We start from the raw sequence: 15,443 nt of genomic DNA, 5'->3' as shown, positions 1-15,443 counted from the left end.
CAATTTGGAATGAGGGTTTTTTTTTATAACTAAAAACCACATTTTAAGTCTTTTAAAAAAAGAATAATCTTTAATAAAAAAAATAAATACTTTGGTTTTCGATCTAAAAAGAAATAATGGTTGAGGGCGAAAAAATTGTTTTGAAATACCGTATTCTTAACAGTATGTTAACTTATTTAAGTAAAAATGTTATATTTTTGCCAAACTTTTTTAACTAAACAAAAAAACAAAAATGAAAAGAATTATTTTTATTTTGATTATTTTTTTATCAGTTGTAGGTCATTCGCAGGTCACTAGTTCTGCTATGTCTGGTACTGTTAAATCGAATGCTGGAGAGACTCTTCCAGGAGCGTCAGTTGAGGTCGTTCACACGCCTACAGGAACAAAATATTTTTCAACTACAAGTGCCAATGGAGGCTATGCAGTTCAGGGTATTAGACCAGGCGGTCCCTACACTGTAAGAGTGACTTATGTAGGCTACAAAACAACAGAAATCACGGACATTAACGCTCCTTTAGGGAATAATTTAACTGTAAATATTGTTGTAGAAGAAGAATCAAATGCGTTGAATGAAGTAATTGTTTCTACAAAATCGAAAGGGACTTTCAATAAAGGAAGAACTGGAGCATCTCAACAATTTTCTAACAGAGAAATCACTGCCGTGCCAGTAACAGGTGCACGTTCCATAAATGCAATTACTAAGTACAATGCTAATGCAGGTAGTAACGGTACTTTTGGTGGTCAGGATTCAAGATTAAACAATTTTACTATTGACGGATCTGTTTTTAATAATGGTTTTGGTTTAGGTAGTGACTCACAAGCCGGAGGAAGAACCGGTTCTACAGCTATTTCATTAGATGCTATTGAGCAATTACAAGTAAATATCGCTCCTTATGACGTACGTCAATCCGGATTTTTAGGTTCTGGAATCAATGCGGTTACCAAAAGTGGAACCAATGAAGTGGAAGGATCAATATACAATTCATTCCGAAGCAACAAAAAAGACTTCATAGGAAGTAAAGCAGGAGAAAGAACAGTAGTGCCTGGAAAATTTGAAGAAAAAATTTGGGGTGCCAGAATTGGAGCACCAATCATTAAAGATAAATTATTTTTCTTTGGGAATGTTGAAACTATAGAGAACATTAGCCCGGCTACTACTTGGACATCTACAGGTTCGCCACAAGCAAGTGCACAGGTTTCGGCTCCTACTTTTGCACAAATGCAAACACTTTCTACTTTTTTGCAAGATAAATTTAATTATACCACAGGACCATGGGAAAACTATGATGCTGAAAGAATTTCAAAAAAATTCCTAGCCAGACTGGACTGGAATATTAATGATAATCATCAATTGACCGCTCGTTATGTTTTTCATAACTCTAATTCTGATGAGTTAACTTCAAACTCTAATTCATTAGGTTTTGGAAACAGAAGAACAAGTCCGTTAGCAATGTCTTTTAAAAACAGCGGATATGTAATTCAGGATAATACGAGATCAGTAGTCTTAGAATTGAATAGTAAATTAAGCAATTCTTGGTACAATAACTTTATTGCAGGTTACGATAAGCAAATTGAAGACAGAGCATTACAAGGTGGTGGTTTGTTTCCAACAATTGATATCTTAAACGGTTCAAACACATTTATTTCGGCAGGTTTAGATCCGTTCACTCAAGGAAATAAACTTTCGTATTCTACATTACATTTTACAAATAATTTGACTAAAACCATAGGAAAACATTCTTTATTGTTTGGTGCTAACTTTGAGTACTTCAAATCAAGCAACTTGTTTTTCTCTGGTTCAAATGGTGTTTACACTTTTAATTCACTTTCTGACTTTTATGCAGCAGCTAATCAGTCTGCAAACACAGGTGGCATTCCATCAACAACGGCACTTCCTGCACGTCTTCAATTCAGATATTCTGCATTGCCAGGTGCTCAAGAGCCATTACAAATCTTCAAGTCAAACAAATTAGATTTGTACACGCAAGATGAAATGAAATTGAGCGATAGATTTAAATTAACAGTAGGTCTTCGTGCCACAGCTGTTTGGTTTGCTGATACAGCTCTTGAGAATCCTGCAGTTACTGCATTAACTTTTGGACAAGGCCAAAAATTTAATACAGGAGAAATGCCTGATACACAGTATTTGTTTGAGCCAAGAGTTGGTTTCAACTTAGACTTAAATGGCGATGCAACGACGCAACTTCGTGGAGGTAGTGGTGTTTTTACAGGAAGAGCACCTTCAGTTTATTTATCTAATGCAATTGGTAATAATGGAGTGCTTACAGGTTTTGTTGATGTAAGTGGCACTGCATTGGCTTCTGGTGGGTATGGTTTTACTCCAAACCCAAATGATTATTTTATTCCGGATACCCCAACGCTTCCTACTACTTTTGAATTGGCTTTCACCGATAAAAAATTTAAGTTTCCGCAAGTTTGGAAAACTAATATAGCGGTTGATCAAAAACTTCCTTTTGGTTTTGTAGGTACAGTAGAAGGGATTTTTCAAAGAAATATTAATGCGATACATTATTATAATGCTAATTTTGATGCGCCAGTTGGAACTTTCAGCGGTCCGGATAACAGACCAAGATATGCTCGTACCGATGCAGGTGTTCGTGTTAATGATAATGTTTCCAGTGCCGTTGTTTTAACAAACACGGACAAAGGATATTTTTATTCTTCAACCTTTAAATTAGAGTATCCATACAAAAAAGGGCTATGGGGATCGTTTGCATACACGTATTCAAGTGCTAATGATTTGTTATCTCCGGGTTCTATTGCTTCTGGTTCGTGGACGGGCGCTAGATCTGTAAATGGAAATAACGACTTACCTTTAGCATTGTCTAACAATAATACACCACATAGATTAGTTGGTATTTTAGGATACAAAATTGAATACGGTAAAAATGTAGGGGCGGCAACTTCAATCAATTTAGGATACATTGGAGAACAATCCGGACCGTTTTCCTATTCTTACGGGGGTGATATGAATGGTGACAGAGTAAATAACAATGACTTGATTTATGTCCCTAAAAATGCAAATGAAATTCGTTTTCAATCACTTTCAGTAACAAATGGGACTGTGACAACAGTCTACACTGAAGCGCAACAACAACAAGCTTACGAATCCTATATCAATCAAGATGATTACCTTTCTACTAGAAGAGGGCAGTATGCAGAGAGAAATGGAGGAGTTTTACCTATGCTACATAGATTAGATTTATCAGCAACTCAAGATTTTTATATTACAATTGCGGGTAAAAAGAATAATTTTCAATTCAGAGCTGATATCCTGAACTTTACTAATTTCATTAATAAAGATTGGGGAGTTACACAACGAGTTACAAATACAAATGTTTTGAACTACAGAACAACGACTACGAATGTTCCTTTTTATCAATTAGCGACTCAAGTAGAAGCTAACGGAACTCGAGTTTTAATAAAAGACACTTTTCAAAAAAATGCTTCAACTTTTGATGTTTGGCAAGCACAATTTACACTTAGATACATTTTTGGTAAGTAGGAGTAATTTAAGTGTTTGAATATTTAAAACCACGTTGAAAAACGTGGTTTTTTTATGCCTTTTTTGCTTATATTTGTTAAAACAAAAATATTATTTATGGACGATTTTATTCAAAAATTTCATTCTGGCTGGGCTTATCTGGCACTTTTAGTTTTAGTGGTGGCTGTGGTTAATTCTTTGATAGGGATGTTTTCTAAAAAAGAATTTACTTCCAAAGACAGAAAGATAGCGCTGTTTGGCTTAATAGCAATACACACTCAATTAGTAGTAGGTGTACTTTTATACTTTGTGTCTCCCAATGGTTTGAATATGATAAAAGCCGTTGGAATGGGTGGGCTGACAACGGAAAGCCGATTGTTGGCTTTAGAACATCCTTTGATCAATATAATAGCAATTGTCTTGATTACTATTGGGTGGTCAAAACACAAAAAAGCAACTACAAGCGAATCTAAATTTAAAACATTTTCTATTTTTTATGGTTTAGGATTAGTGCTTATTTTAAGCCGAATCCCATGGAAAATATGGTTTTAAAAAAAACCGTGAAAGCTCTAGAAATAGAGCTTTTTTTATCTAGGTATGGTTTTTGTAAAATAGATTTAACTAAAAAAGACATAAATGAAAAAATCAATAACATTATTTTTTTTGTTGGCAATAATCACTTTAGCCAGTAGCCAAAGTTCCATCTCTGAAAGACAAAAAGCCACCATACAAAAAGACAGCATCAAAAAAAGTCGAACCGCAATGGAGCTGGAAGAAAAAAAAATAGACTCATTGATCTCTTCTTTAGGAAAATTTAAAATCTACAAAAAAGCCGCTCACGCATCCTATTACGCAGATAAATTCAATGGCAGAAGAACGACCAGCGGTACAAAATTTGACAATAATAAATATACCGCCGCCCACAAAAAACTGCCATTTGGTACCAAAGTCAAAGTGACCAATGAAAAAAACGGGAAGTTCGTAATTGTAGAAATTACAGATAGAGGCCCATTTGTCAAGTCTAGAGAGATTGATCTTTCTAAACGAGCATTTATGGATATTGCAGCTAATAAAAACAGTGGAGGGCTGCAGGTAACTATAGCCGTAATGAGTAATTAGATTACCAGTTTCTAAAAGGCGAAGTGCTCAAATAAGAATTGTAATAGCGGGAGTCTCCGGTGACTTCCTTGTCCAGCCAAGCTGGTTTTTCAAAAAATTCTTCTTCAGAGTTTAATTCAATTTCTGCCACAACCAGTCCTTGATTTTCACCATGAAATTCATCTACTTCAAAAATATGAGAGCCCACTTTTATTTCAAAACGAGTTTTATCAATAGCTCCCTTTTCACACAAAAGCAGTAATTTTTCAGCGTCACTAATGGAAATTTCTTTTTCCCACTCAAAACGGGACAGTCCGGAGGTATTAGAAATCCCCTTTATCGTCAGAAACCCCTTTTTTCCTTTTATTCGTACCCGTACCGTTCGCGCTGGCGCGGAACTCAAATAGCCCTGCGCAATATGATTTTGAGTAAAAGCAGATTCTTTATAGGAATCATCTTTGACTAAAAATTTTCTTTCTATTTCTATCATTTCAAGCGAAATTTGTTATTTTTAGTTATTTATTTTGTCAGTTCACTTGGCTCGTATCCAGATATTCATTTCAATTTTTACTCATAAATCTTTTTTCAATTTGTAAAAAATAGCGTCTTGGGTTGCTCTTTTTTAAATGAAAAATAGTTTTTTTCAATCGAAGATTTTTCATTGCTATCTGGGCTGATACCAGCAACCAAAGGTATTAAATATTTTGCTTTTGTTCCGTTTTTATCTCTTTGACAAAAGCGGAGTTTATGCTAGTTTGCTGTTTTTTATGTTCCAATTCTGTGTGTCGATTACCGATAATAGGAAGGAAATTTTGCGAATAGGTCTTTTTGTGCGTCCTTGAGCAATAATTTCAAGGATTTATTAATGAAAAATGATCAGTCTGTTCGTATTTTTACAAAAATTAAACAAAGTTGATAAAACCATTTTTTAAAAGAAAACACAAGCCAACTCCAGTGGGAGTGCTAACTGAATTTTTTGGGGAAGCAGAGTCTTGGCGTGATACAGAAGACAACCTGGAGCCTTTAGTGGAGTTAATTCGGTTGATTCGGCCTTTGCAAACAAAAAAATTGGCAACCGTGGATTTGCAGGATATTATTACTTTTTTGAAAGAAAATTATTCTTGTCGGAAACAACTTTCCCTTTATCTCAAAGAAATTCTCAAAGACATTAAGTTTAATAAAATCCTCACAGACGCAGCTATTTTGCAAGATGTAGATTTTCTTTTTGAAGTCAAAAAAAGAATCTTTGCTAAGATATTGCCTTATCAACCTCAAAAAGACACTTTAGAATACATTTTCAATCAGGTTTTTTATCTAGCCAATGATGGGATTTGGGTAAATAAAATTCCAGTGGAGCAATTAGAGGAATTATACAGCCTTTTAAAATTCAAATCTATTTATGAAAGTGTAGCACCTCACTCCGTTTTATCAGAAATACTTGTTGCAATGCATCTTATTACACAACGCATCAGCGGTCGTGCCATGGAAACGGATGTGATTAAAATGGTACCTGAATTTGATGATTTTGAAAGTCCTTTTTCAGCTTTTGAAAAGGAATTGTTTCAAATAGAAGATCAAGTCCGGAGTTCTGAAAATCATTTCATCACTATAGATGATTTATCTTATTCCCAATTGATGGTTTTGCATAAGCAATGCGAAGAATTTGTGGACAGAGCTTTTCATAATAGTTCTAAATATGGCATTTCACTTCGGGTAAACCAGAATTTACTAAAAATCAGACAGCAATTAGAGCGGCTTAAATTTTTAATTCCGTTGCTGATCGTTGAAAAAGAGAGTGATAAAAAAAACAATGGGATTGTTTTAGCCTTGCGTTTGATAAAATTCAATTGCTACAAGAACAATGTCAGGAAATTTATAGCCGAAAGTACACAATTAATCTCCTATGAAATTACCCAGCACACGGCTAAAACAGGGGAACATTATATCACAGAAAGTCGCAAAGAATATTTTAAAATGTTCCGTACCGCCCTAGGTGGAGGGTTTATTGTAGGTATATTATGTGTCATTAAGGTTTTGCTTGCTAGCGCTGACACTAGTTTTTTTGGGCATGCTTTTCTTTATAGTATGAATTATGCTTTTGGATTTATTGCTATTTATCTTCTGGGGTTTACTTTAGCTACAAAACAGCCAGCGATGACTGCTGCTGCCTTGATAAAAGCTCTAGAAAAAGGAGTTGCAAAACAAGGGAAGGAGGCGGAGAAATATGAAGCTTTTGCCATTCTTTTTGCACGTGTTTTCAGGTCCCAGTTTATTGCATTTTTGGGGAATGTAATTATGGCTTTTCCAGTTTCATTGCTTGGAATTTGGGCTATTGATTACTTATTCCATTATAATATTGCTGCAACTAAATGGGAAACGTTACTTACAGACATTAGTCCCATTCATTCATTAGCTATTTTTCATGCGGCAATAGCAGGATTTTTTCTGTTTTTATCTGGAATTATTTCGGGAAGTATTGCCAATAGGGATAAACATAATCAGGTTTTTTTCCGGATAACGGAACACCCCATGTTGAAAAGAAGCTTAGGGAAAGTACGTACTTTAAAATTAGCCAAGCTGTACGAAAAAAGAGGGGCCGGAATTATTTCTAATTTTTGGTTTGGCGTTTTTATGGGAAGTACGGCTTCCATTGGCTTGTTTTTAGGGTTGAATCTGGATATTAGACACATCACTTTTGTAAGTGGCAATCTAGCCTTAGGAGTGTATGGAGCAAATTATCAAGTAAGCAATACTATGTTGTTTTGGGGCATTTTTGGGATTGGAGTTATTGGGTTAGTGAATTTTACGGTCAGTTTTAGCCTTTCGTTGGGATTGGCGCTCCGCTCCAGGGCTATTTCTTTGTTTGAATTGCGATTTATTGCCGCTTCTATCTGGAATCATTTTAAATCCAGACCCATTAGTTTCTTTTTTCCAACGGAAAACAAAAAAAAATCAGAAGTAGTTGTCAATTATTTGAGTTCAGACGGTAAGAATTAATCAGAATGCTAGGTTCTTTGGAAGAAATCGAAGGGAATATTCAATTAGAACATTATGCAGGGATTCATTCCAGTAAGAAAAATTATTCACGTTGACATGGATGCTTTCTACGCCTCTGTGGAGCAATTGGACAATCCATTGTTGCGGGGAAAACCCATTGCAGTGGGAGGTTCAGAGAATCGAGGAGTTGTCGCTGCAGCAAGTTATGAGGCTAGGAAATTTGGCGTAAGGAGTGCCATAAGTGGCGTTATGGCTAAAAAAAACTGCCCAGAACTTATTTTTGTTACACCGAGATTTGATCGGTACAAAGAAATATCAAAAAAAATTCACAAGATTTTTTATGAATATACGGATCTAGTAGAGCCACTCTCACTCGATGAGGCGTATTTAGATGTCACTACAAATAAAAAAGGAAATCCTAGCGCCACTTTATTGGCACAGGAAATAAGACAACGCATTTTTAATGAAGTAGGTTTGACAGCTTCGGCAGGGATTTCAGTTAATAAATTTGTCGCTAAAATCGCAAGTGATTATAATAAACCCGACGGGCAGAAAACAGTCGATCCAAATGAAGTGATTGCATTTTTGGAAGAATTAGCCATTCACAAATTTCATGGGGTTGGAAAAGTAACCACCGAGAAAATGTACCAATTAGGGATTTTTACGGGAGTAGAATTAAAAAGTAAATCATTGGAGTTTCTAGAGAGACATTTTGGAAAATCAGGACATTTTTACTACAACGTAGTTAGGGGAATTCATAATAGTGAGGTTAAATCCAATCGAATCACAAAATCAGTAGCGGCAGAACATACTTTTGACGTCAACCTTTCTTCAGAAATTTTCATGATGGAGCAACTGGATCATATTGCTAGTACTTTAGAAAGAAGATTAAAAAAACAAACTATAGCAGGAAAAACAATCACTTTGAAAATTAAATACAGTGATTTTACCCAACAAACCCGCAGTAAAACCTTGCCTTATTTTATATCTGGCAAAGGACTGATTCTAGAGGTTGTGAAAGAACTTTTGTATCAGGAGCGCATGAAAAATTCCGTTCGTTTGCTGGGGATTTCTCTAAGCAATTTGAATACAGAGGAGAAAAAATTTGTTGTGGTACAGCTGAAATTTGATTTTTAATGGAGAATGAAGGAGTTCAACAATGGTTAAAATCTGAAATTTGTAATTTTATCTTTATAAATAAAATTACATTTGGTTTATTAAATTATGTAATATGATCAATTTTAAAGAATATGAAGACGCTATTGCGATGTATCACAGTGCTTTAAACATTAAAACAGTTCCTGTTTGTTCTTGGGATTTTCATAATGAATTTTTGAGTTCAGTCAAGAATGTTTTTTTGGATTTAAACAAGCTAAACTCAATTGCTTTGCAAAATAAATGGTCAAAGAATGATTGGGATCTCAATAGTAGCCTGAAAGAAGAGGTTGTAATTGTTACGGATGTAAAATTGAATATTATATTTGCTTCACACAACATGAAAAAAATGAACGGCTATGCAGAATCCGAAGTTTTGGGAAAAAGCCCTAAGATTTTTCAAGGGAAAGCAACGAGCAAGAGTACTTCAAGTGAAATTCGTACGGCAATAGTAGAGCAGAAACCTTTTGAAAAAACAGTGTTGAATTATAAAAAAAATGGGGCTATTTATGTTTGTTTCATAAAAGGGTTTCCTATTTTCAACAATAAAGGGCTTTTAAGTCATTACATTGCTTTTGAGAAAGCAGCATAAAAAAGAGTGACTCTTTTACACTTTAAAAGGTTCACTCTTTTTTATACAGCTATTAGCACGATTAGTTTTTACTGTTTAATTTTGAGAGCAATCTTAAAAATTCAATATACAGCCAAACAAGGGTAATCATTAACCCCATGGCACCATACCATTCCATGTATTTTGGCATTTTTTGTTCAGCTCCTTTTTCGATGCGGTCAAAATCCAAAAACAGATTTAAAGCAGCAATCACAATTACAAAAACACTGATTCCAATACTCATCCATGAGCCGCCATAATGCACGGGCACAAAACTGGTGAACATTGAAAATACCCAAGATATAAGATAATACGTAGCAATTGCCAATGTTGCAGCCACAACTACCGATTTGAATTGTTCTGTTACCTTCACAATTTTATATTTATATAATCCCAGACAAATCATGAAGGTTACAAACGTAGCTCCTACGGCCTGAATGACAATTCCAGGATACATTGCTTCAAATATTGCTGAAATTCCACCAATAAATAAGCCCTCAAAAAGTGCGTAACCAGGAGCTAAATAGGGGGAATATTGAGGTTTAAACGCTGAAATTACGACTAGAATAAGCCCAACTACTGCACCGCCAATTGCCGGGACCATTGGGTTCATCCCATTAAAGGTCAACCACCATATTACTATAGCCGAAGCAGTAAGTAGTAAAAATAAAATCAAACTTTTATTTATGGTTCCTGACAAGGTCATCTCGTCATTATAATCAAGAATTGTGGTTTGATGTACTTGATCATTTTTTGAAACTGCAGTAGAAAAAGTTTTAGTATTTAAAAATGGATTTTTAGAATTAAAATTCATAATTGTTATATTTTTTTGTTATTCAAATATACGCTTTTGTCTCTTTGTTTCTGAACACTAAAGTAAACAACCAATTTCGTATTTAAATCTGGGATGAAATACCTAGTTCACTCCTCTAAAAAAACCGGTACTATCGTCAGGGTAATTAATGACGAGAAAAAACGTCAGGTCATTAATCATTCAACTTCAAAACAGCCATGAACGCTTCTTGCGGAATTTCAACATTTCCAACCAATCTCATTCGTTTTTTACCTTTTTTCTGTTTTTCCAATAATTTACGTTTACGGGAAATATCTCCACCATAACACTTAGCGGTAACGTCTTTACGCAATGCTTTTATTGTTTCGCGAGAAATAACTTTTACCCCAATAGCCGCTTGAACAGGAATATCAAATTGTTGGCGCGGAATCAATTCTTTCAGTTTTTCACACATTTTTTTTCCTATTTGATACGCGTTGTCGGCATGCATCAAGGAGGATAATGCATCCACAATCGTTGCGTTCAATAAGATGTCTACTTTCACTAAATTAGAAGTTCGCAACCCAATTGGCGTATAATCAAAGGAAGCATATCCTTTAGAAACGGTTTTCAAACGGTCGTAAAAATCAAATACAATTTCTGCCAATGGCATATCAAAAGTCAACTCTACACGTTCCGTAGTCAAATAGGTCTGATTCGTAATCAACCCACGTTTTTCAATACACAAACTCATTACATTTCCAACATAATCGGATTTGGTGATGATAGTTGCCTTAATAAAAGGCTCTTCCACGTGGTCTAAACGAGAGGGCTCCGGCAAGTCCGAAGGATTGTTTACAATAAGTGGAGTTGTTGGATCCTTTTTGGTGTAAGCCAAATACGAAACGTTGGGAACCGTAGTAATCACTGTCATGTTGAATTCACGCTCCAAACGCTCTTGGATAATTTCCATGTGCAACATTCCCAAGAATCCACAACGGAAACCAAATCCCAAAGCAGCTGAACTTTCCGGTAAAAATACTAATGAAGCATCATTCAACTGCAATTTTTCCATAGAGTTTCGCAACTCCTCATAATCTTCCGTATCCACGGGATAAATCCCCGCAAAAACCATTGGTTTTACCTCTTCAAATCCTTTAATTATATTCGTTGTTGGCGTTTTCGCATCTGTCAATGTATCGCCTACTTTTACTTCTTTTGCTTCTTTAATTCCAGAAATTAAATACCCAACATCACCGGCTGAAATCACTTGTTTCGGAACTTGGTTTAATTTTAAAGTCCCAATCTCGTCTGCAAAATATTCGTTTCCGGTAGCCATGAATTTTATCTTCTGACCTTTTTTAATTTGACCATTTTTTACACGGAAAATAACTTCGATTCCTCGAAATGGATTGTAATGCGAGTCAAAAATCAAGGCTTGTAATGGCTCATCAACACTTCCTTTTGGAGGAGGAATTCGATCGATGATCGCTGCTAAAATATTTTCGACACCAAAACCAGTTTTACCCGATGCATGAATAATATCCTCTAATTTACATCCAAGTAAATCAATAATATCGTCACTTACTTCCTCTGGATTCGCGCTTGGTAAATCTACTTTGTTCAAAACCGGAATAATTTCCAAGTCATTTTCTAAAGCCAAATATAAATTCGAAATCGTTTGTGCCTGAATGCTTTGTGCTGCATCTACAATCAAAAGTGCGCCTTCACAAGCGGCAATCGACCGAGAAACTTCGTACGAAAAATCCACGTGTCCAGGAGTGTCAATCAAGTTCAAGATGTATTCTTGTCCTTTATACGTATATTCCATCTGAATCGCGTGACTCTTAATCGTAATCCCACGTTCACGTTCTAGATCCATGTTGTCCAGCAATTGCGCTTTTTCCTCACGAGCGGTAACGGTTTGTGTAGCGCCAAGTAATCGGTCAGCAAGCGTGCTTTTCCCGTGGTCAATATGTGCAATAATACAAAAATTCCGTATGTGTTTCATTTTCTGTTGATATCAAATTTATTTGGGTTTACCCTGATTTTTTTTCAGGGCGTGACCACAAGGGTCGGGCTTTCCGCTACAATCTTTTCCTTTTTTAAAGAAAAAAGGAAAAGGATTTTCACTGCAATCCCTCACGCAATCGCCAAACAGCGACTATTAATCTGCAAATATAAGCTAAATTCAACAGTTTCAAAGTCCCGAATTCGTAAACCAACACCTTTAATACGAAGTCTTTCTCCTTTCTTCTTTTATCCTTTCAGCTAAATGTCGTAATTTTGCAAAAAAATAAGGACGATGATCAAGATTGGCAACATAATATTACCCGAATTCCCTTTACTTCTCGCACCAATGGAAGATGTGAGTGATCCGCCTTTTCGCAGATTGTGTAAAGCGCACGGTGCCGATATGATGTATTCAGAATTTATTTCGTCTGAAGGATTGATTCGGGACGCCATCAAAAGCCGCATGAAATTAGACATCTTCGATTACGAACGCCCCGTTGGGATTCAGATTTTTGGTGGAGACGAAGAAGCGATGGCCATGTCCTCTAAAATTGTGTCTGCCGTAAACCCGGATTTAATCGATATTAATTTTGGTTGTCCTGTCAAAAAAGTCGTTTGCAAAGGTGCCGGAGCCGGCGTTCTTAAAGATGTAGATTTAATGATTCGCCTGACTAAAGCCGTTATCGATAGTACCCATTTGCCGGTAACCGTAAAAACCCGTTTGGGTTGGGACGATAACTCCATTAATATTGATGAAGTAGCAGAGCGTTTGCAAGATATTGGTGTTGCTGCTTTGAGCATACACGCCAGAACTCGTGCCCAAATGTACAAAGGCCATTCCGATTGGTCGCATATTGCCCGAGTTAAAAATAATCCAAGAATCACGATGCCTATTTTTGGTAATGGCGACATTGATTCTCCGGAAAAAGCATTGCAATATAAAAATGAATATGGTATCGATGGCATTATGATTGGTCGTGCTGCCATTGGTTATCCTTGGATTTTTGACGAAATCAAACATTACTTTAAAACGGGAGAACATTTGCCAAAACCTACCGTTATTGATAGAGTCGAAGCAGTTCGAAATCACCTTACTTGGGCCATGGAATGGAAAGGCGAAAGATTAGGAATTGTGGAAACAAGACCACATTACACCAATTATTTCAAAGGAATTCATTCTTTTAAAACCCACAAGCAAAAATTAGTTACACTAGATCGTCCCGAAGAATTGTTCGCTGCTTTAAATGAAATCGAAGAAGCGTATGCGGGATATGAGTTGGTTTAAGCAGTATATATTAATCAACTTCTACCGCCAATTCGCTAATTTATAATAGCTTATTAATTAAACATCTTTGCTAAATCTAAAGAGTAATTTTTTTAAAAATTAGCGAATTAGCGGTAAAAAACTTACTCCAATAACTTCTTACTCACGCGACTACTTGCAATCAAGGATGCAATAAAGCCAAGCGTAATAATCGTCCCCATAACAATAAGTACATTTTCGAGAGAGAAAATCACAGGATAAGCCAGTGTAGGAGTAATCATTACAAGCTGAAGATGTTCTTGAAGTAGTACAATTATAATCCCTAAGGTTAGCCCAATAATTCCGCCAAAAACACTCAATAAAGTCCCTTGAAGCAGGAATATTTTTCGCAAATTTTTGATTTCAGTTCCCAAATTAAAAAGGGTTTTTAGATTCCCTTTTTTGTCTAAAATCATCATAATTAACGCGCCAATCAAGTTGAATAGTGCCACAACAATTACCAGAGTAAAGATTAAATAAACAACGATATTCTCGGTATTCAACATTTTGTAGAGCGAGTCGTTAAGTTGAGCCCTATTTTTTACGGTGATTTTATTCTTAAAAATAGTTTGAAGTTGATTTATAATAGCAGTTTCATCAGCACCAGTTTTTGCTTTGATTTCAATCCCGGAAACCTGATTGGTTTTGTATTCCAATAGTTCCTGCGCCAAACCCAAATCAGCAAAAACATATTTAGAATCTAAATCTTCGCTAATGGCGTAAATACCAACCGGAATTATATCCGTTTTGTTAAAGGCCTGTTCTTGATTTTCAATCGTGCCTTTTCCAGCTTTAGGCACCATTACTTCCAAATGATTATTAAAATCTAATAATCCCATCGAGAATTTCTGAGCAATTCCATACCCAACAACTACTTGATAGGTGTCAGGTTTAAACCATTGCCCATTGAAAAGTTTGGATTCAATAGCATTTACTTTGCTAAAATTAGCATCAACCCCTTTTAAGTACGTAACTTGTTGTTTTCCGTCAAAAGTAAATAAAACACGCTCTTCGATGATTTTGGTATACCAAGCAAGACCGTCTATTTTTTTGATTTGGCTTTCCTGATTGGGAGAAATCAAAAAGGATTTTCCTAAAGTGCTGCTTATTTTTAAATCCGGATCGATGTCATTGGTAAACGAAAGACTAAATACTTTTAGCCCGCTAAAAACGGATAAAACCACAAACAAAGCCATTGCACCAACAATAATTCCCATGCTGGCAATGCGATTGATGATGTTTATAGCATTGTTTTTACTATTGCTGAGGATGTATCGTTTGGCTATGTAGAGGGAGAAATTCAAACTTTATTGGAATCTGCGTTTGTCTAAAAGATCCCTGTTTTCAATAGGATTATCTCTGTTGGCTAACGCATTGTCAATTTTTTCAATGTAATCTAAAGAGTCGTCAATAAAGAAAACCAAATTAGGAACTTTTCTTAATTGTAAACGAACGCGTTGTGATAAATCATGTTTTATAGTTTTAGCATTGGACTTCACCGCCTCTAAAATTTCTTTCGCTTTGTCCTGAGGAAAAACGCTTAAATGCACTGTCGCCACTGATAAATCTGTAGTTACAGTAACTTTGGATACCGAGATAATTAAATTAGCTACTCCATTTTTTCTCACTTCACCTTGCAGAATATCAACCAAATCTTTTTGGATAACCCCACCTATTTTTTTCTGTCTATTTGTTTCCATAGTGCAAAAATACTACTTTTAAGTTTTATCCCGAAGTTTCGGGGCAAATTTTAAAAGTTACCTAACAATTGGTGCGTTTTTAGACGCTTTTTCCGAAGAATAAAAAAACACTTTAACTTTTATCAGGCCTTAAAATCGATAAAATCGCTAGTATTGGAAGCAAAAACAACAGATAATATTTGAATAAATAAGCTTAGGATCGTTTGAAAAGAATGAAAATTTTCAACTAAAACCGCGATGTTTTTGTATGTTTTTTATTTTTAACCTAAAGAGTAATTTATTTATTGAAA

The 15,443-nt window shown here is 35.5% G+C and carries 12 protein-coding genes; 7 read left to right on the top strand and 5 right to left on the bottom strand.

What is annotated here, in order from left to right; genetic code table 11:
* Positions 1–232 precede the first annotated feature (232 nt).
* The 3 genes from EKM01_RS12720 (at position 233) to EKM01_RS12710 (ending at position 4,624) form a co-directional block, all read left to right on the top strand.
* Positions 233–3,526 carry a TonB-dependent receptor gene (locus EKM01_RS12720; protein WP_126739767.1) on the top strand — a complete coding sequence of 1,098 codons (3,294 nt, stop codon included), beginning with the start codon at positions 233–235 and terminating at the stop codon, positions 3,524–3,526.
* A gap of 96 nt (positions 3,527–3,622) precedes the next feature.
* Positions 3,623–4,057: a hypothetical protein gene (locus EKM01_RS12715; protein ID WP_126554024.1), complete on the top strand. Its 435-nt coding sequence runs from the start codon at positions 3,623–3,625 to the stop codon at positions 4,055–4,057.
* 84 nt (positions 4,058–4,141) lie between these two features.
* Positions 4,142–4,624: a septal ring lytic transglycosylase RlpA family protein gene (locus EKM01_RS12710; RefSeq protein WP_126563586.1), complete on the top strand. Its 483-nt coding sequence runs from the start codon at positions 4,142–4,144 to the stop codon at positions 4,622–4,624.
* Position 4,625: 1 nt separating this feature from the next.
* Here EKM01_RS12710 and EKM01_RS12705 read toward each other — a convergent pair whose 3' ends face one another.
* A complete protein-coding gene (locus EKM01_RS12705; protein ID WP_126457624.1) occupies positions 4,626–5,093 on the bottom strand; it encodes a CYTH domain-containing protein in 468 nt (155 codons plus the stop codon).
* Positions 5,094–5,515: 422 nt separating this feature from the next.
* Here EKM01_RS12705 and EKM01_RS12700 point away from each other — a divergent pair, with 422 nt between their 5' ends.
* The 3 genes from EKM01_RS12700 to EKM01_RS12690 all read left to right on the top strand — a co-directional run bounded on the left by EKM01_RS12700 (position 5,516) and on the right by EKM01_RS12690 (position 9,347).
* Positions 5,516–7,600: a site-specific recombinase gene (locus tag EKM01_RS12700; RefSeq protein ID WP_233589328.1), complete on the top strand. Its 2,085-nt coding sequence runs from the start codon at positions 5,516–5,518 to the stop codon at positions 7,598–7,600.
* A 54-nt stretch (positions 7,601–7,654) separates the two neighbouring features.
* Positions 7,655–8,737 (top strand): DNA polymerase IV, encoded by a 1,083-nt coding sequence (dinB, locus tag EKM01_RS12695; RefSeq protein ID WP_126768587.1) that lies wholly within the window; start codon positions 7,655–7,657, stop codon positions 8,735–8,737.
* Positions 8,738–8,831: 94 nt separating this feature from the next.
* Positions 8,832–9,347: a PAS domain-containing protein gene (locus EKM01_RS12690; protein WP_126768586.1), complete on the top strand. Its 516-nt coding sequence runs from the start codon at positions 8,832–8,834 to the stop codon at positions 9,345–9,347.
* 61 nt (positions 9,348–9,408) lie between these two features.
* Here the strand turns inward: EKM01_RS12690 and EKM01_RS12685 are convergent, their stop codons facing one another.
* The gene (locus EKM01_RS12685; protein ID WP_126457621.1) at positions 9,409–10,179 is read right to left on the bottom strand and encodes a Bax inhibitor-1/YccA family protein; all 771 of its coding nucleotides are present in this window, start codon (positions 10,177–10,179) and stop codon (positions 9,409–9,411) included.
* Positions 10,180–10,351: 172 nt separating this feature from the next.
* Entirely contained in the window at positions 10,352–12,148 is a 1,797-nt protein-coding gene (gene lepA / locus EKM01_RS12680) for a translation elongation factor 4 (protein WP_126452060.1), read from the bottom strand.
* 294 nt (positions 12,149–12,442) lie between these two features.
* Between lepA and dusB the strand changes: the two genes are divergently transcribed.
* On the top strand, positions 12,443–13,435 hold the full coding sequence (dusB, locus tag EKM01_RS12675; protein ID WP_126561434.1) for a tRNA dihydrouridine synthase DusB: 993 nt from the start codon (positions 12,443–12,445) through the stop codon (positions 13,433–13,435).
* A 122-nt stretch (positions 13,436–13,557) separates the two neighbouring features.
* Here the strand turns inward: dusB and EKM01_RS12670 are convergent, their stop codons facing one another.
* Together EKM01_RS12670 and rbfA are read right to left on the bottom strand one after the other, a co-directional pair.
* Entirely contained in the window at positions 13,558–14,757 is a 1,200-nt protein-coding gene (locus EKM01_RS12670; protein ID WP_126554014.1) for an FtsX-like permease family protein, read from the bottom strand.
* 3 nt (positions 14,758–14,760) lie between these two features.
* The gene (rbfA, locus tag EKM01_RS12665) at positions 14,761–15,153 is read right to left on the bottom strand and encodes a 30S ribosome-binding factor RbfA (RefSeq protein ID WP_126452046.1); all 393 of its coding nucleotides are present in this window, start codon (positions 15,151–15,153) and stop codon (positions 14,761–14,763) included.
* Positions 15,154–15,443 lie beyond the last annotated feature (290 nt).

The organism is Flavobacterium sp. RSP46, from assembly GCF_003984825.1.
GTDB lineage: Bacteria > Bacteroidota > Bacteroidia > Flavobacteriales > Flavobacteriaceae > Flavobacterium.
This window is presented reverse-complemented; position numbering and strand designations above follow the sequence as displayed.

Coding starts and splice junctions, on each gene's coding strand:
- EKM01_RS12720 (WP_126739767.1), top strand. CDS start 233: ATGAAAAGAATTATTTTTATTTTGATTATTTTTTTATCAGTTGTAGGT.
- EKM01_RS12715 (WP_126554024.1), top strand. CDS start 3,623: ATGGACGATTTTATTCAAAAATTTCATTCTGGCTGGGCTTATCTGGCA.
- EKM01_RS12710 (WP_126563586.1), top strand. CDS start 4,142: ATGAAAAAATCAATAACATTATTTTTTTTGTTGGCAATAATCACTTTA.
- EKM01_RS12705 (WP_126457624.1), bottom strand. CDS start 5,093: ATGATAGAAATAGAAAGAAAATTTTTAGTCAAAGATGATTCCTATAAA.
- dinB (WP_126768587.1), top strand. CDS start 7,655: ATGCAGGGATTCATTCCAGTAAGAAAAATTATTCACGTTGACATGGAT.
- EKM01_RS12690 (WP_126768586.1), top strand. CDS start 8,832: ATGATCAATTTTAAAGAATATGAAGACGCTATTGCGATGTATCACAGT.
- EKM01_RS12685 (WP_126457621.1), bottom strand. CDS start 10,179: ATGAATTTTAATTCTAAAAATCCATTTTTAAATACTAAAACTTTTTCT.
- lepA (WP_126452060.1), bottom strand. CDS start 12,148: ATGAAACACATACGGAATTTTTGTATTATTGCACATATTGACCACGGG.
- dusB (WP_126561434.1), top strand. CDS start 12,443: ATGATCAAGATTGGCAACATAATATTACCCGAATTCCCTTTACTTCTC.
- rbfA (WP_126452046.1), bottom strand. CDS start 15,153: ATGGAAACAAATAGACAGAAAAAAATAGGTGGGGTTATCCAAAAAGAT.